Origin of the sequence: Pyruvatibacter mobilis, from assembly GCF_012848855.1 — a bacterium.
GTDB lineage: Bacteria > Pseudomonadota > Alphaproteobacteria > CGMCC-115125 > CGMCC-115125 > Pyruvatibacter > Pyruvatibacter mobilis.
The window spans coordinates 3,203,889-3,218,052 of sequence record NZ_CP051630.1; the positions used below are offsets into that span (position 1 = coordinate 3,203,889).

A 14,164-nucleotide genomic window follows, 5' to 3' on the forward strand; every position below is an offset into this window, starting at 1 on the left:
GCGCGGGCCCGTCCTCTACGGACCCGGAGCCGCCTTGTCTGGATCGGCCGAAAAGTCTCATTGGTTATGGTGATGCGGATGTGCGGCGCTGCCCTGTGCGGCGCCGACTCACTTTTCATCAATCGCGATGATAGGGGTGGCGGGAAAGAATGGATATGGCCCTGTATATCTGTTCGAGCAGCATGATCCTTGCCAGCATATGCGGCCATGTCATGGCGCTGAGCGACAGTTTTGCCCGGGCCCTGTCCAGTACCGCACGGCCATGCCCGTCCGCCCCGCCTATCAGGAAGGCGATGTCGCGGTTGCCGTCATCCTTGAGCGTATCGAGCCAGGCGGCGAAGTCGCGGCTGGATTTCTGGCCGCCATGCTCGTCCATGGCGATGATCACGGCATTGTCCGGCACAGCCGCCAGAAGCGCTTCGGCCTCCTGGTCGCTGTCTTTCCGGGCCTCCAGTTCGATGACCGAGACATCGGTGATGCCGAGATTGCGGCCCTGCGTGGTGGCGCGGGCCAGGTACTCATCCGCCAGGGCGCGCTCGTTCTTGTCGCGCATGCGCCCTATGGCGCAAACGGTGATGCGCATTGAGGTCGTCTCACAGGCCCGCACGCGGTCATGCGGGCGCTCATGGCCTGCCGGGCGGGGCCGGCAGGATGGTCAGTTGGCCAGCTGGTCTTCCGGCATGTCAGAGGACCAGAGACGCTCGAGATTGTAAAACTCGCGCACCTCGGGCCTGAACACATGCACCACGATGTCACCGGCGTCGATCAGAACCCAATCGCAATGGGTCATGCCTTCGACGCGCGGAGACTTGCAGCCTGCCTTCTTGAAAGCCTCGACCAGGTAATCGGCTACCGAGCCCACATGGCGCTGTGACCGGCCGCTCGCGATGACCATGCCATCGGCGAGGGACGATTTGCCTGCGAGATCTATGGAGACGATATCCTCGGCCTTGGTGTCTTCGAGACACGCAAGGGCGGCGTCGCGGAGCCGCTCGGACTGGTTTGATGTCACGGAAGGTGACGGCGACTGTGTTTGTGGCATGGCGTTGTCCGCTGCCTCAACGGCCTCATGGCCGGCAAAGTCGATACTCAGGTGTCAGCTCCTGTCCTGTGGCCCTTCATACTCCTCCGGGCGAGTGTCGGCGGCCTGAAGGGCCGTGGCGTGAACCGAATCGTCTCTCGATCCGGTCCTCGCGGGCAGCATCGCCCGCTTGCATGAGGAGAATATGACGATCAGGCCCCGGATCGCAAATAGCTGAACCGGATCAAGCGTTAACGGCTACTTCCAGGAGGTGCAGGCTGAACAGCCCGTCCGGGTCGGTCCACAGGGCTTTTGGCTCGAAACCGGCCCTCTGCGCCATTTCCGCGAACTCCTCAGGGGCATATTTGTAGGAGCTTTCGGTGTGAATGCGCTCGCCGTCGGAGAAAGTGAAGTCCTGGCCTTCAAGGCTGATGGTCTGCTCGCCCTTGGCTTCCAGGTGCATTTCCACCCGGCCCTGTTCCCGGTTGTAGAAGGCCACGTGCTCAAAGCCGTGCTCGTCCAGCTCCGCGCCCAGCTCCGTGCGCATGCGCTTCAGCAGGTTGAGATTGAAGGCCGCGGTCACGCCCTGGCCGTCATCATAGGCGGCGTCGAGAATCTGCTTGGACTTCTTGAGGTCCACCCCGATGAGGAACAATCCGCCCTTGCCCAGCAGTTTGGTGCTGCGCGCCAGAAGTGCCTGGGCGTCTTCCGGAGTGAAATTGCCGATCGTGGAGCCGGGCAGGAAGCCGAGGCGGCGGCTGCCGAGCGCGGCGGATTCCGGCGGCAGGTCGAAGCCCTTGGTGAAATCAGCGCAGATCGCACCGACGGGCACTGACGGCAGGTCACGGGCAAGGCCGCTCATCTGGGCGCGCAGATAGTCCCGGCTGATGTCGACGGCCACATATCCTGCTGGCGCATCAAGGGCGCCCAGCAGCCGCCGGATCTTGAGGCTGGAGCCCGCGCCATATTCCACCACCAGACAGTCCGGCCCCACGGCAGCGGCAATGTCCGCACCATGGCGGTCGAGCAGGCCGAGCTCGGTGCGTGTCGGGTAATATTCCGGGGTCTGACAGATCTGGTCGAACAGTTCGGAGCCGCGCTCGTCGTAGAAGTATTTCGGCGCAATCTGCTTTGGCTCGGCCGAGAGCCCGGTCAGCGCATCATCCAGGAAGGTGGCGAGCGCCGGTTTCTGATCGACGAAAAAGGCAAGATCAGCGGCGGAAGGGGCGGTATCGGTTTCGAAAATCGTATCGGCCGTCATGGTCGTATCCTGGGAAATGCGGCGTTGGCTGTGATCAGACTGAGGTAGCGACGCCGTCAGAGGTCGCGCGCGAGGCGCAGTCCTGAGAATTGCCAGCGGGAGTGGGCGGGGAAGAAATTACGGTAGGTGGCACGCATGTGGTCCTCCGGCGTCGCCACGCTGCCGCCGCGCAGCACCATCTGGTTGGCCATGAACTTGCCGTTGTATTCGCCGATGGCACCGGCAGCGGGTTTGAAGCCCGGATAGGGCGCATAGGCGCTCTGGGTCCATTCCCACACGTCACCGAAGATCTGTTGAAGCCCGCCAGCGCTGGCCTCTGCGTCCAAGCGGGCCCCACGCGGGTGCAGCGCTCGTGTGCCCGGTGCGGTTCCCGCGAAATGGCCCGCGCGCGGATCAAGGCCTGAGGCTGCGTGTTCGAGCTCAAACTCTGTGGGCAGGCGAACATCGTGCGTCTCGCCGGCCACGGTCTGCTCACTGGCCCATGCGGCGTAGGCTGCTGCCTCAAAAAAGGAGATGTGGCAAACGGGCTCACGGGGTGCCACGGGCACGCGGCCATGCAGGGTGTATGTGGTCCAGCCGGATGAGGGAGATGCCGCATCCCCGTCTCGCAGCCAGTAGAGCGGCGCCGTCCAGGCTTCCGCGCAGACCCGGTCCCACCCTTCCGAGTGCCACCAGCGCGGGTCGCAGTAGCCGCCATCTTCCATGAAGGCAATGAACTCCGCATTGGTGATCGGCCGGCTAGCCAGTGCGAAATCCCGCAGCAGCACCTGGTGGCGCGGGCCTTCACAGTCATAAGCAAAACCGTCCTCGGTCAGGTTGCCCGTATGGCCGCACAGGATGATCCCGCCGGGAAAGTCCTGCCAGCCCAGCGGGGTTTCAGCAGCCTGTGTCTCGGGTGCCGGATAGATGGCCGGCCAGCGCGGGTTGAACGAAAGGGCGTGTTTCAGGTCGGTGACCATCAACTCCTGGTGCTGTTGCTCATGGTGCAGGCCCAGTTCGATCAGCGGCGCGCATGCCTGCCAGGTGGCGTCGTCCGCCCGGTCGGCGAAGGCGGTGACGGCATCATCCACATAGGCGCGGTAGGCGGTGACTTCCGCCACGGTCGGCCGGGATACGAGGCCGCGATGGGGGCGCGAATATTGCGGGCCGACAGCCTGGTAGTAGGAGTTGAAGAGATAGTCATAGGCCGGATCAAGGACCTCATAGGCCGGATCATGCGGCTTGAGCAAGAAAGTCTCGAAGAACCAGGTGGTGTGGGCCCGGTGCCAGCGGGCGGGGCTTGCCTCCTCCATTGACTGGAGCATCTGGTCTTCGGGTGTCAGGGGTGCTGACAGGCATTCAGTGGCCCCCCGCACGGCGCGGAAACGGTCGAGCAAGGCAGTGCGGCCAAGGCGCTCCGGGCCGTGTGCCGCATGGGCAGGCTCCGGGGACGGTGCGGAGGAGAGGTCCTGTTTCGGCGCCGTGTTGCCGGAAGAAGTAGGCATAAATCTCACTCGCGTCTGTGCAGCGGGGTGGCTGATGACAAGCCGGTCATCAACTCCGCCAATCAAATAGGCCTAAGTCAACCGCATGTCGCCTGCGTGACACATCACATATGGGCGAGTTCTGCGGGTTGAAGAGCCTAAAGCAGCACGAATGAGAACCACACCGGGCCGTATATGTTCCTGCTGACATCGCCTGTCAGGAGGCGGGCAGGGGGGAATCTGGCCCGGGGTGCGGATGGCGCGGCGATCTCAGTCCTGGACGGGCCAGGCCGCGCCGATCTGGCGGCGGATCTGGGTTGAGGAAATCGCGGTGGGCTGATCTTCGATGAAGACCCAGGCAGGCGGCGTCACGTCGGGCAGAAGCCGCGCATGGGCCTGGGGGAACTGGCGGTCCGCATAGCGGGTCGCGACGGGGGAGAGGCGCGCCTTGAGGCTGTAGCCCGGCCGCGCAATCACGGCGATGGGCACCCGCTCCATGATTTCGGTCCACCGGTTCCAGCGCGGGAAGTTCAGCAGGTTGTCCGCCCCCATCAGCCAGACAAAACGCGTATTGGGTGCCCGCTCCGTCAGCTGGCGGACCGTGTCGGCGGTGTAGCGGGTGCCGAGTTGGGTCTCGATGTCGGTGACATGGATCGCGGGATGATGCGCCATCTCGCGGGCACTCTGCATGCGCTGCGCAAGCGGCGCCATGCCTTTCACGGGTTTGAGCGGGTTCTGCGGTGATACGAGCCACCACACCTGGTGCAGTTCAAGCCGACGCATGGCCACCAGGCTGATATGCCGGTGGCCCTCATGGGCCGGGTTGAAAGAGCCGCCGAGCAGGCCGATGCGCAGGCCGTTCGACAGGCTGGACAGGAGGGCGGCTGACGTCATCAGGGCCGCGTCTGGCCGCTGCCGCGCACCACATATTTGAAGGTAGTGAGCTGCTCGAGACCGACCGGTCCGCGCGCATGCAGCTTGCCCGTGGCAATGCCGATTTCGGCGCCCATGCCGAATTCACCGCCATCGGCGAATTGCGTGGATGCGTTGTGCAGCAGGATCGCGCTGTCACACTCGGTCAGGAATTTGTTTGCGGTCTGCTCGTTCCCGGTGATGATGCACTCGGTGTGCTGCGAGCCATATTTGGCGATATGGCCGAGGGCGCCATCGACGCCGGGAACCACGGCCACGGCAATGATGGCATCGAGATATTCCGTGCTCCAATCATCGTCGGTGGCGGCGGCTATGCCGGGCATCAGTTTCTGTGCGGCATCGTCGCCGCGGATCTCGCAGCCTGCATCCTTCAGGGCTCCTGCAACGGCGGGCAAGGCCGTGGCTGCCACGGCTTCATCTACCAGCAGCGTCTCCGCCGCGCCGCAAATGCCTGTCCGGCGCAGCTTGGCGTTCACCGCCACCTGCTTGGCCATTTCAATATCTGCGTCCTTGTCCACATAGACGTGGCACAGGCCGTCCAGATGACCGAGCACGGGCACGCGGGCTTCGGTGGTCACGCGTTCGGTCAGGCTGCGGCCGCCGCGCGGCACCAGCAGGTCGAGGGCCCCATCAAGGCCCTTCAGCATTTCGCCGACGGCAGCCCGGTCCGTGGTGGGCACGAGCTGGATTGCCTCAGCGGGCAGTCCAGCTGCCTTAAGGCCCGCGACGAGGCACGCATGGATCGCGCGGGACGAATGAAAGCTTTCGGATCCGCCGCGCAGGATCACGGCATTGCCCGCCTTGACGCAGAGCGCGCCTGCATCCGCCGTCACGTTGGGGCGGCTCTCATAGATGATGCCGATGACGCCGAGGGGCACGCGGCGGCGCTCGATATGCAGGCCGGAGTGCACGTCCCATTCGGCAATGGTCGACCCGACGGGATCATCCAGCTCGGCAATCGCCTCCAGGCCCTTGGCGATGGCGTCGATGCGGCCGTCATCCAGTTTCAGCCGGTCGAGCATGGCGCCGGTGAGCCCGCGGGCTTCGGCGGCGTCCATGTCCAGCTTGTTGGCTTCGAGGATGTCGTTGCTGTCAGCGCGCAGGCTGGCAGCGGCGGCGAGCAGGGCTGCGTCCTTCTGCTTGCGCGGGGCGGACCGCAGGGCCTTGGCGGCGGTGCGGGCGTTGATGCCCAGTCCGCGCATGGTAGCTGCGATGTCGGTGGTCCCGGTCTCAAGCTTTTCTGCGACGCTCATCTCGATGCTCGTTCGGTTAGGTTTCTGACGTCTGTGCGCCGGCGGTGGATTGTCCGGCTTCGGCGTTATGTGTGCGCTTGGCGGCGCGGTTCAACGCCAGATGGTCACGGTGGATCATCTCGTCGCGGCCACGATAGCCAAGCAGGGCTTCTATTTCACCGCTTTTGTGTCCGGCAATGCGGGCGGCATCATCGGATGCATAGGCGATGAGGCCGCGTCCCAGCTCGGTGCCGGCCTGATCCTTCACGATCACGGCATCACCGCGGTCGAACCGTCCGCGGACGGCGGAGACACCTGCGGGCAGCAGGCTGCGGCCCTGGGAAAGGGCGCGGGCAGCGCCTGCATCCACCACAATGGTGCCTGCGGGCTGCAGCGCCCCCGAGATCCAGCGCTTGCGGGCCACGACGGGTGTGTCGTGAGCCATGAACCAGGTTGCGTTGCCGCCTGCCTCGATCGCTGAAAGGGGGTGATCTACCGCACCCTTGGCGATGACCATGTGCACACCGGCCTCGGTCGCAATGCGGGCGGCTTCCAGCTTGGTCACCATCCCCCCGGTTGACATGTCCGTGCCGGCCGTGCCGGCCATGGCTTCGATGTCCGGCGTGATGGCATCCACCCGGGGGATGAGTTTCGCGTCCGGATTCCGGGTTGGGTCGTCCGTGTAAAGACCATCGACATCCGACAGAAGCACCAGGCAATCCGCGTCCACCATGCTGGCGACACGGGCGCTCAGGCGGTCATTGTCGCCATAGCGGATTTCGGTGGTGGCGACTGTGTCGTTCTCATTGACGACAGGCACGAGCCCGAAATCGAGCAGCTTTGTCAGCGTTGAGCGCGCATTGAGGTAGGCGCGGCGCCGCTCGGTATCACCAAGGGTCAGCAGCACCTGGGCGATGCGGATGTCATGGCGCTCCATCGCCTGCTGGTAGGCGCGGGCCAGGCCGATCTGGCCGAAAGCGGCTGCTGCCTGGCTTTCCTCCAGTGCCAGCGTGTTGCGAGGGCCAAGGCCGAGGGCCTTGCTTCCCACGGCGATGGCGCCGGACGAGACCACGATCACCTGCTGGCCACGGGCGCGCAGCCGGGCGACATCCTCGGCGAGGGTCGCAAGCCAGTTCTCCCGCAACTTGCCGGTTGCGGCATCAACCAGCAGGGCGGAGCCGATCTTGATGACGATGCGCGAGCCGTTAGCCAGCAATGTGCCTGATGTGGCCGTGGTCATGGCTGCCAGCCTTCGGTGGGGTCGGGCCGGCCTTCGAGTTCAGCCTGTTCGCGGGCCTCTTCGGCCTCGGCCTCCTCCACCTGCATGCGCCGCGTCTCTGCCACATAGGCATTGATGGCGCGCAGCACGTCGGTCACGCCTTCACCGCTGGCACTCGACAGCAGCATGGGCTTCCGGCCGGCCGCGGCTGCCAGTTCAGCAGCTTTCTCTTCGCGCATTTCCGGCGTCAGGCTGTCGACCTTGCTGAGGGCAAGGATTTCCGGCTTCTCGTCCAGCTTGTTGCCATAGGCCGTCAGCTCACTGCAGATGGTGCGGTACGCGTCGGCCACATCGTCCTGGGTCGCATCGACGAGGTGCAGGAGCACATTGGTGCGCTCCACATGGCCGAGAAAACGGTCGCCCAGCCCAAGGCCTTCATGGGCGCCTTCGATGAGGCCGGGGATGTCCGCCAGCACGAAGGCCGCTTCATCCACCGTCACGACACCGAGGCCGGGATTGAGCGTGGTGAAGGGATAATCGGCAATCTTGGGCTTGGCGGCTGTGGTTGCTGCCAGGAAAGTGGACTTGCCCGCATTGGGGAGGCCGACGAGGCCCGCGTCGGCGATCAGCTTGAGGCGCAGCCACACCCAGCGTTCTTCCGCAGGCTGACCTTCATTGGCGCGGCGGGGAGCCTGGTTGGTGGAGCTCTTGAAGCGCGCATTGCCCCAGCCGCCATTGCCGCCCTTGGTCAGCAGCACGCGCTGGCCGGGTTCGGTCAGGTCGGCGATCAGGGTTTCGTTGTCTTCCTCGAAGATCTGCGTCCCCACGGGCAGCTTCAGCACCACATCGTCGCCCGCCTTGCCTGAGCGGTCACGACCTGCGCCGCTTTCACCGCGCCGCGCCTTGAAGTGCTGCTGGTAACGATAGTCGATCAGCGTGTTGAGCGAGTGCACGCATTCCGCCCATACATCGCCGCCCCGGCCCCCGTCGCCGCCGTCGGGGCCGCCGAACTCGATGTATTTTTCGCGGCGGAACGAGACCGTGCCGTTGCCCCCGGCGCCGGACTGCACATAGACCTTGGCCTGGTCGAGAAACTTCATGCCGCCACACCTTCAGTGTTTCTTTCCCGGCGCACGCAGCGCTCCCAGCGGGGCTTGTCCATGCGGAACTGCGCCACAAGTGCTGTCCGGCGGCGCGCGGGGCGATATTTGAGGACCGTATTCATGTAGTGGAAGCCCGCCTTTTCCAGCACGTGTGCGGACGCCTGATTGTCCATCAGGCAGGACGCCCGCAGACCGCCGGTCTTGAGGGTTTCAAAGGCCCAGTCGCGCAAGGCCAAGGCGCATTCACTACCCAGCCCCTTGCCCCACCAGGCAGGGTCGAACCAGTAGCCGAGGTCGTATTCGCGGCCCGAGATGCCCTGCTCGATCAGCTCGTCCAGTCCGGCGCTGCCGATGATGGTGCCTGAGGCCCTGTCGCGCACCGTGAGAAGATAGTCCGTGCCCGCATCGATCTGGGCCGGGGCGGCTGCGATCCAGCTTTCCACCTCGGCCACAGAGCACGGGCAGGGGACGAGACCCAGCTTGAGGCCCACGCGCTCATCGCTGGCGATGCGTGCCAGGGCGTCTGCGTCACCGGGCGCAAGCGGACGCATCTCGAGACGGCCGGTCTCGATCGCGATATCGCTCATTCGGGGCAGTGTTTGGGCCATGATCTTGTTATCTAGTGACAGTCCTGAAGTGCCGATCGGCGGGAAAGCCGCTGGTGGTCGTTCGCAGTATAACGCGCAAAACAAAAGGGAGATGGCGATCCATCTCCCTCCCGAATTGGCTATTGCCGTGCGAATGGATGCCACCGATGACGGTGGCAAATGTCCACCGTCTGTTTATTCATCCGGAACCACGGACACGTAGGTGCGCTTACCGGCGCGCTCACGGAAGGACACGGTGCCTTCGATCTTGGCGAAGATGGTGTGGTCCTTGCCCATGCCGACATTGTCGCCCGGGTGCCACTTGGTGCCGCGCTGACGGATGATGATGTTGCCCGGGATGACGTTCTCGCCGCCGAACTTCTTCACGCCAAGGCGCCGGCCTTCTGAGTCGCGACCGTTGCGGGACGAACCGCCTGCCTTTTTATGTGCCATCTGTCTTTACTCCGTAATCCTGTCTGACCGGGCGTCGCTAGCGGTTACGCGCTGATGCCGGTGATCTTGATCTGGGTCTTGTGCTGACGGTGACCCTTGGTGCGGCGGTAGGTGTGGCGGCGCACCTTCTTGAAGATGCGGACCTTGCGGTCACGCTTGTTGCCGACAACCTCAGCGGACACCTTGGCGCCCTCGATCAGCGGCGCGCCGACCTTGGGGGCACCTTCGCCGCCAACCATCAGCACTTCGGTGATCTCGATGGTGTCGCCGGGCTCGCCTTCGAGCTTTTCGACAGACAGCACATCGTCCTGTGCCACTTTATACTGCTTACCGCCGGTGCGGATGACCGCGAACATGGGCGTTGTCCATCTCATCTAAGGGCGTGCCGCAGGCCAGGCGGTGGTCTGAAAACCGCGCCAGGGCGCCCGAAATCCAAAGAAAATGCGCCGGACAAGCCATGGAGCCTTAAGCAAGACATCCGTGGATCGCACCGGCGAATGGGCGCGCATCATACTTTTGGCGGGCCGCAAGTCAAGCAGGCAAAAGGGGTTTTGGCCCGTTTTCCCGTCCCCCCATCGCCGGACATGGCATGTCAGACCGTCCGGTCGAGGCTGCGCCACGCCGTCAGGCCCAGAAAGTAGCCAATCAGCGCCACCCAGGGCCAGATCAGCGCCTGCGGGACGTCCGGATGGGTGAGCACCACGGCCAGGCTGAGGGCTGCCCAGAGGCCCGTGCAGGCCAGCGTCAAAGGCCGCAGGCGGGTGACCCGCATGGGGTGGGTGAATTTGAGGCGGGTGAAGGTGAGGATGGCGGCCAGGGCAATGACGGCCAGATTGGCCCACGGGTCCGTCTCCAGCGCCCACATATAAAGCACCAGCACGTTCCACACGGCGGGAAAGCCCTCGAAGTAATTGTCGCTGGTCTTCATGTCGCGGTTGGCAAACGTATAGAGCGAAACCGCGAGGATAAGCCCTGCCGTCAGTGCGCCGATGCCGTCCGGCACGAGGCCGAAACGGGCGAGCAGCACCGCCGGCACCACCACATAGGTCAGATAGTCGATGACGAGGTCCAAGGTGTCGCCGGAGATGCGCGGCAGCACTTCTGCCACCCGGTAGCGGCGGGCGAGCGGCCCATCGAGGCCATCCACCACGAAGGCCAGTCCCAGCCACAAAAACGCCTGCGCCGCGTCCCCCTCCATCACCGCGGTGAGCGCCAGCATGGCGATGACGGCGCCGGACGCGGTAAAAGCGTGGATAGCCCAGGCGCGCAGGCGCTCGGTTCCGGTCGCGGATGCTGGGGAAGTGGCTGTTGCCATCTTGTTGCTCGAATCGGCGATCATTGCTTGGAACAGGCAGGGTATCAGACGAATAGCGCAAACAGGCAGCGCATACAGGCAGCGCGACTGAAAGACACTGGCGGGGAGAAGATGATGAGCGACGGACCTTTTACTTTCGTGGGACTGGCCATTCTGGCGGCGGGGGTCGCCTTCGGCGGCCTCAAGGTGGGCGAGGGCTTTTATGAGGGCCGCACGTCCGAGCGCTATGTCACCGTCAAGGGGCTGGCCGAGCGGGACGTGACGGCGGATCTCGCCATGTGGCGCCTGCGCTATACGGCGGCTGGCAATGATCTGGCGGCAGTGCAGGCGGAAATCGACGAAGACACCGCCATCATCCGCGATTTCCTGCTGGCGCGCGGCATCACGGACGCGGAAATCAGCCTTGAACGGCTGGAGGTGACGGATCTGCTGGCGCAGGCCTATCGCTCCGGCGGCGTCGGCCAGGCGCGCTACATTATCGCCCAGAACATGCTGCTGCGGACCGAGAACGTCGAGCTCATCTCCAGGCTCGGCCGCGAGACGGGCCAGCTCGTCAAGCAGGGCGTGGTGCTGGCTGATCTCGGCGGGCCCACCTATTCCTACAACAGCCTCAACACCATCAAGCCGGAGCTGATTGCCGAGGCGACGGCCGCCGCGCGGGACGGCGCTGCGGAATTCGCCGCCAATTCCGGCGCCACGCTGGGTGGCATTGTGCGCGCCAACCAGGGCGTCATCGTCATCCGGGCGCGGGATGATACGGGCGGCGTCTCCGCGGACAGCCAGCTTGAAAAGACCGTGCGCGTGGTCGCCACGGTCGACTATGCTCTGGTGGACTGACCGGCCGGGGCGGGCAGAAGTGTTTCAGCAGGCCGGCCGGTTTCAGGGGGGAGACAACAGATGGGTGGATTGCTGCGCGGGATCGTTATCCTGCTTTTCTGGGTGGTGCTTGGCGCGCTTGTGCTGGCGGCGGTGAGTGCCGACGCACGTGACGTGCTGGAGGACTACATCCCCTTCTTTGATGTGGCGGACCCCGTGATCGACTGGCTGTCGGACTTCCTCAGCGATTTGTGGGACGCCCTCATCGGCTAGCCGCGCACGCCGCTCGCGGTGCGCGGCGCATTCCTGCGAACTTTCCCGCCTGCCCGCCCTTGCGGATCGCCCCGCCTCGCGGCTATTGTCCGCGCCCTGTCGACCCCGGGGCCGCGAAGCGCCGCCCCGAACCCCCGCGGAGAGGTGCCGGAGTGGTCGAACGGGGCGGTCTCGAAAACCGTTGTGCCTTCACGGGTACCGAGGGTTCGAATCCCTCCCTCTCCGCCATTTTCTTCCAGAGCATTGGCGACACGGCGTAGTGGCCGAACCGCCGGTTCCTTTTGGTTAGCGCCTTGCGGCGCCGGCTGGGTTTGAATCCTACTTCCCGCCATTTCCCACCGAGCATTGGCGTTGAGGCCAGGTGCCTCAACTGATTGCGGCCATCAGCGTATCGATGGGGAGGAAGAGGGTGCGGCTGTCCTCGGGAAATTCGAGAAACTCCGCATGCTGCAGGTAGAATGATCTGGCGGCGTCGCTTTTTGCTTGGATGAGCACAGCGCTGATGCCGATGGTTTGTGCTGCCAGCGCCACGCGACGCAAGGCGTCCGCCAACAGATCTGAGCCTAGGCCGCGTCCGGCATAGGCCCGGTCGACAGCCAATCGCCCGATTATCGAAACCGGGATTGTGTCGGGCGCATTACGCCGCAGCCGCCCGGGAGCGGCTGCTCGTGCCACTGCGCCGGCGGAGAGGGAATAGTAGGCCGCGACGCGGTCGCCTTGGCAGATTACGTAGGTGCGGGAGAAACGGCTTTCGTTTTTCAGGGCGCGCTTTGCCAGCCAGTGGTCAAGGGCCGGCTCCCCGCAGTCAAAGCCTTCCACCACATGATCTGTGGTCAGTGGTGCGGGCGCGGATAGTGGCAGCCCGACCGAAGGGCTTGCCATTCAGTCCTGCCACCCGGGCTTGCGGCTCATGAGTGCGCGTAGCTTGGGGCCTGCGGACGGGGGATTATCAAGTGCATCCACGAAGGCATTGAATGCCGTGTCGTCCAGCGCAAAAAGCCGCTGGTCCAGCAGCACATCCGTGGCTTCGCGCCGGGCGCTTTCCACCATGAACTCGGTGCGGGTCTTACCCAATGCAGCGGCTGCCTGGTCAATCAGCTGGCGCGTGCCGGCCTCGATGCGCAGATTTATGCTGCGCTTTTGGTCCGCACTGTGAGCGGCTGACGAAGGGGAGGCTGTGGGTATCTGTACCATGCGTATAGAATTATCGTTTGTGGGTACATTGTCAATACAAAACTGGAGTTTGTCGGTGCGAGCGACTAGGAATGGCGATGCGAATTAGGAGAAGTCCTCATACAACGCTAATAGCCTTCCTTCTCGCGATGTCATTGATGGAAGTCTTGAAGTAATGACCTGTATTCATCAGAATCTTTATGTTCTATGAGAAACGCACCGTAGGTCATAATCTCATTGAACTGAGCAGTTGTTCTTGTAACGACGCGTCTTCCGCGTGTGTCCGTATTTCCATTATGGATCAATATAGTACCGTTCACACGGTGGAGCGCGTCGATCGCGATGGATATCAGGTTCTTTATTTCTTGATGGGGTGGTAATTCTTCGGTGCTGGTTTTGAGATCAGCGTGAGAGAGATGTTTGTCTCTGTATTTCCGAAGTGCCTTGATCGCAAGTTTGTCTGAATCTGTAATGACGGATTTTCCAACAACTTTCTCGACCCTATCTACACAGAAATTCTCATGCATACCGTTGCGACCCTGTGTTGCTGGGTCGAATAAGCGAATAATTCGTGCGCACAGACTGTCGACTATCAGGACATACATAGTGTTGAAGAATGGGCGCGCGTGTTTTATGCGGTATTTTATTTTTTCATCAAATATACACTCGTCCAAAATCTGAAATATGATCTGAGCTGAATATAGTTCCGACTCAAACCGCTCCTGCATTTCGATGGGATCCATTTGGACATTTTTCTCGCAAAAACCTATGCGCAGGCACGAAAGGCAAGCGGCAAGAGGTGCTTGATGGGTTCTCGCATAATGTTGCCGCCACGCTGATGTTCTGCGCTACTGCGGAAAGTTCGGCCGGTCCTCGTTGTAGTGCGCGGCCAGGTAGTCGAGGATTTTTGAGCGCTCGGGGTCTTCGATGTCGTGCATGCCCTGTTCTTCCACCATCCACACCAGCAGCTCGTCCCAGCCGTCGCGGGTAAGGCCCTGCTGAGCGATGATGCGTTCGGAGTGGCAGGCGACGCAGTTGTAATAGGTCTCCTCGACACCCTCGGCGACTTTCAGCACGCCGAACTCGCTTTCCTCTTCTTCGACAGTGTCCTGGGCGCGGGCGCCGTTCTGCGCCGGGACCAGGGCGAAAGCCAGGCCGGTGGCGATCAGCAGGGCGGCTGCTGTAAGGCGGGGATGGGTCATGCGCGGAGGCTCCTTTCCGGGGGGGGGGGCAGGCGAAGGGGCGGGAGAGAATGTCTCCCGCCCCTTGTCGTTCATCTTGCGGTGCAACGATGGTTGGGACGATGGGTCCGGCA

The 14,164-nt window shown here is 63.4% G+C and carries 18 protein-coding genes and 1 tRNA gene; 3 read left to right on the forward strand and 16 right to left on the reverse strand.

Annotated features, from left to right (window positions below):
• Window positions 1–118 precede the first annotated feature (118 nt).
• From rlmH to HG718_RS15045, 12 genes are all read right to left on the reverse strand, one after another.
• A complete protein-coding gene (gene rlmH, locus HG718_RS14990) occupies window positions 119–583 on the reverse strand; it encodes a 23S rRNA (pseudouridine(1915)-N(3))-methyltransferase RlmH (protein ID WP_160586417.1) in 465 nt (154 codons plus the stop codon).
• Between the two features lie 72 nt (window positions 584–655).
• Window positions 656–1,042, reverse strand: coding sequence for a ribosome silencing factor (gene rsfS, locus HG718_RS14995; protein ID WP_160586418.1), 387 nt, complete (start codon window positions 1,040–1,042; stop codon window positions 656–658).
• 223 nt (window positions 1,043–1,265) lie between these two features.
• The gene (gene egtD, locus HG718_RS15000; RefSeq protein WP_160586419.1) at window positions 1,266–2,282 is read right to left on the reverse strand and encodes an L-histidine N(alpha)-methyltransferase; all 1,017 of its coding nucleotides are present in this window, start codon (window positions 2,280–2,282) and stop codon (window positions 1,266–1,268) included.
• A gap of 56 nt (window positions 2,283–2,338) precedes the next feature.
• Window positions 2,339–3,766 (reverse strand): ergothioneine biosynthesis protein EgtB, encoded by a 1,428-nt coding sequence (gene egtB, locus HG718_RS15005; RefSeq protein ID WP_160586420.1) that lies wholly within the window; start codon window positions 3,764–3,766, stop codon window positions 2,339–2,341.
• 249 nt (window positions 3,767–4,015) lie between these two features.
• Window positions 4,016–4,639: a nicotinate-nucleotide adenylyltransferase gene (locus HG718_RS15010; protein ID WP_160586421.1), complete on the reverse strand. Its 624-nt coding sequence runs from the start codon at window positions 4,637–4,639 to the stop codon at window positions 4,016–4,018.
• Window positions 4,639–5,931: a glutamate-5-semialdehyde dehydrogenase gene (locus tag HG718_RS15015; protein ID WP_160586422.1), complete on the reverse strand. Its 1,293-nt coding sequence runs from the start codon at window positions 5,929–5,931 to the stop codon at window positions 4,639–4,641. The genes HG718_RS15010 and HG718_RS15015 overlap by 1 nt, the downstream gene beginning before the upstream one ends.
• A 16-nt stretch (window positions 5,932–5,947) precedes the next feature.
• Window positions 5,948–7,150 (reverse strand): glutamate 5-kinase, encoded by a 1,203-nt coding sequence (gene proB / locus HG718_RS15020; RefSeq protein ID WP_160586423.1) that lies wholly within the window; start codon window positions 7,148–7,150, stop codon window positions 5,948–5,950.
• Entirely contained in the window at window positions 7,147–8,229 is a 1,083-nt protein-coding gene (gene obgE / locus HG718_RS15025; RefSeq protein WP_160586424.1) for a GTPase ObgE, read from the reverse strand. The genes proB and obgE overlap by 4 nt, the downstream gene beginning before the upstream one ends.
• Window positions 8,226–8,819, reverse strand: a complete 594-nt coding sequence (locus HG718_RS15030) for a GNAT family N-acetyltransferase (protein ID WP_160586425.1) — start codon at window positions 8,817–8,819, stop codon at window positions 8,226–8,228. Before HG718_RS15030 ends, obgE begins: the two co-directional genes overlap by 4 nt.
• Before the next feature lie 195 nt (window positions 8,820–9,014).
• Window positions 9,015–9,272, reverse strand: coding sequence for a 50S ribosomal protein L27 (rpmA, locus tag HG718_RS15035; protein WP_160586426.1), 258 nt, complete (start codon window positions 9,270–9,272; stop codon window positions 9,015–9,017).
• Window positions 9,273–9,316: 44 nt separating this feature from the next.
• A complete protein-coding gene (gene rplU, locus HG718_RS15040; protein WP_027840208.1) occupies window positions 9,317–9,628 on the reverse strand; it encodes a 50S ribosomal protein L21 in 312 nt (103 codons plus the stop codon).
• Between the two features lie 236 nt (window positions 9,629–9,864).
• Complete coding sequence (locus HG718_RS15045) at window positions 9,865–10,587, reverse strand: CDP-alcohol phosphatidyltransferase family protein (RefSeq protein ID WP_160586427.1); 723 nt, start codon at window positions 10,585–10,587, stop codon at window positions 9,865–9,867.
• Between the two features lie 114 nt (window positions 10,588–10,701).
• Here HG718_RS15045 and HG718_RS15050 point away from each other — a divergent pair, with 114 nt between their 5' ends.
• The 3 genes from HG718_RS15050 (at window position 10,702) to HG718_RS15060 (ending at window position 11,904) form a co-directional block, all read left to right on the forward strand.
• Window positions 10,702–11,424, forward strand: a complete 723-nt coding sequence (locus HG718_RS15050) for an SIMPL domain-containing protein (RefSeq protein ID WP_205345611.1) — start codon at window positions 10,702–10,704, stop codon at window positions 11,422–11,424.
• 60 nt (window positions 11,425–11,484) lie between these two features.
• Complete coding sequence (locus HG718_RS15055) at window positions 11,485–11,676, forward strand: hypothetical protein (protein WP_160586429.1); 192 nt, start codon at window positions 11,485–11,487, stop codon at window positions 11,674–11,676.
• 138 nt (window positions 11,677–11,814) lie between these two features.
• A tRNA-Ser gene (locus HG718_RS15060) sits at window positions 11,815–11,904 on the forward strand.
• Window positions 11,905–12,042: 138 nt separating this feature from the next.
• Here HG718_RS15060 and HG718_RS15065 read toward each other — a convergent pair.
• The 4 genes from HG718_RS15065 to HG718_RS15080 all read right to left on the reverse strand — a co-directional run bounded on the left by HG718_RS15065 (window position 12,043) and on the right by HG718_RS15080 (window position 14,051).
• Window positions 12,043–12,558: a GNAT family N-acetyltransferase gene (locus tag HG718_RS15065; protein ID WP_160586430.1), complete on the reverse strand. Its 516-nt coding sequence runs from the start codon at window positions 12,556–12,558 to the stop codon at window positions 12,043–12,045.
• On the reverse strand, window positions 12,559–12,870 hold the full coding sequence (locus HG718_RS15070) for a type II toxin-antitoxin system TacA family antitoxin (RefSeq protein ID WP_160586431.1): 312 nt from the start codon (window positions 12,868–12,870) through the stop codon (window positions 12,559–12,561).
• A gap of 131 nt (window positions 12,871–13,001) precedes the next feature.
• Window positions 13,002–13,592 carry a hypothetical protein gene (locus HG718_RS15075; RefSeq protein ID WP_160586432.1) on the reverse strand — a complete coding sequence of 197 codons (591 nt, stop codon included), beginning with the start codon at window positions 13,590–13,592 and terminating at the stop codon, window positions 13,002–13,004.
• A gap of 105 nt (window positions 13,593–13,697) precedes the next feature.
• The gene (locus HG718_RS15080; RefSeq protein ID WP_160586433.1) at window positions 13,698–14,051 is read right to left on the reverse strand and encodes an aldehyde dehydrogenase; all 354 of its coding nucleotides are present in this window, start codon (window positions 14,049–14,051) and stop codon (window positions 13,698–13,700) included.
• Window positions 14,052–14,164 lie beyond the last annotated feature (113 nt).

Excerpts from the sequence above, each read along its gene's own strand:
- egtD (WP_160586419.1), bottom strand. The coding sequence starts at position 2,282 with ATGACGGCCGATACGATTTTCGAAACCGATACCGCCCCTTCCGCCGCT.
- HG718_RS15015 (WP_160586422.1), bottom strand. The coding sequence starts at position 5,931 with ATGAGCGTCGCAGAAAAGCTTGAGACCGGGACCACCGACATCGCAGCT.
- HG718_RS15045 (WP_160586427.1), bottom strand. The coding sequence starts at position 10,587 with ATGGCAACAGCCACTTCCCCAGCATCCGCGACCGGAACCGAGCGCCTG.
- rlmH (WP_160586417.1), bottom strand. The coding sequence starts at position 583 with ATGCGCATCACCGTTTGCGCCATAGGGCGCATGCGCGACAAGAACGAG.
- HG718_RS15070 (WP_160586431.1), bottom strand. The coding sequence starts at position 12,870 with ATGGTACAGATACCCACAGCCTCCCCTTCGTCAGCCGCTCACAGTGCG.
- rpmA (WP_160586426.1), bottom strand. The coding sequence starts at position 9,272 with ATGGCACATAAAAAGGCAGGCGGTTCGTCCCGCAACGGTCGCGACTCA.
- HG718_RS15030 (WP_160586425.1), bottom strand. The coding sequence starts at position 8,819 with ATGAGCGATATCGCGATCGAGACCGGCCGTCTCGAGATGCGTCCGCTT.
- egtB (WP_160586420.1), bottom strand. The coding sequence starts at position 3,766 with ATGCCTACTTCTTCCGGCAACACGGCGCCGAAACAGGACCTCTCCTCC.
- HG718_RS15080 (WP_160586433.1), bottom strand. The coding sequence starts at position 14,051 with ATGACCCATCCCCGCCTTACAGCAGCCGCCCTGCTGATCGCCACCGGC.
- rplU (WP_027840208.1), bottom strand. The coding sequence starts at position 9,628 with ATGTTCGCGGTCATCCGCACCGGCGGTAAGCAGTATAAAGTGGCACAG.
- rsfS (WP_160586418.1), bottom strand. The coding sequence starts at position 1,042 with ATGCCACAAACACAGTCGCCGTCACCTTCCGTGACATCAAACCAGTCC.
- HG718_RS15050 (WP_205345611.1), top strand. The coding sequence starts at position 10,702 with ATGAGCGACGGACCTTTTACTTTCGTGGGACTGGCCATTCTGGCGGCG.
- proB (WP_160586423.1), bottom strand. The coding sequence starts at position 7,150 with ATGACCACGGCCACATCAGGCACATTGCTGGCTAACGGCTCGCGCATC.
- HG718_RS15055 (WP_160586429.1), top strand. The coding sequence starts at position 11,485 with ATGGGTGGATTGCTGCGCGGGATCGTTATCCTGCTTTTCTGGGTGGTG.
- HG718_RS15010 (WP_160586421.1), bottom strand. The coding sequence starts at position 4,639 with ATGACGTCAGCCGCCCTCCTGTCCAGCCTGTCGAACGGCCTGCGCATC.
- HG718_RS15065 (WP_160586430.1), bottom strand. The coding sequence starts at position 12,558 with ATGGCAAGCCCTTCGGTCGGGCTGCCACTATCCGCGCCCGCACCACTG.
- obgE (WP_160586424.1), bottom strand. The coding sequence starts at position 8,229 with ATGAAGTTTCTCGACCAGGCCAAGGTCTATGTGCAGTCCGGCGCCGGG.
- HG718_RS15075 (WP_160586432.1), bottom strand. The coding sequence starts at position 13,592 with ATGGATCCCATCGAAATGCAGGAGCGGTTTGAGTCGGAACTATATTCA.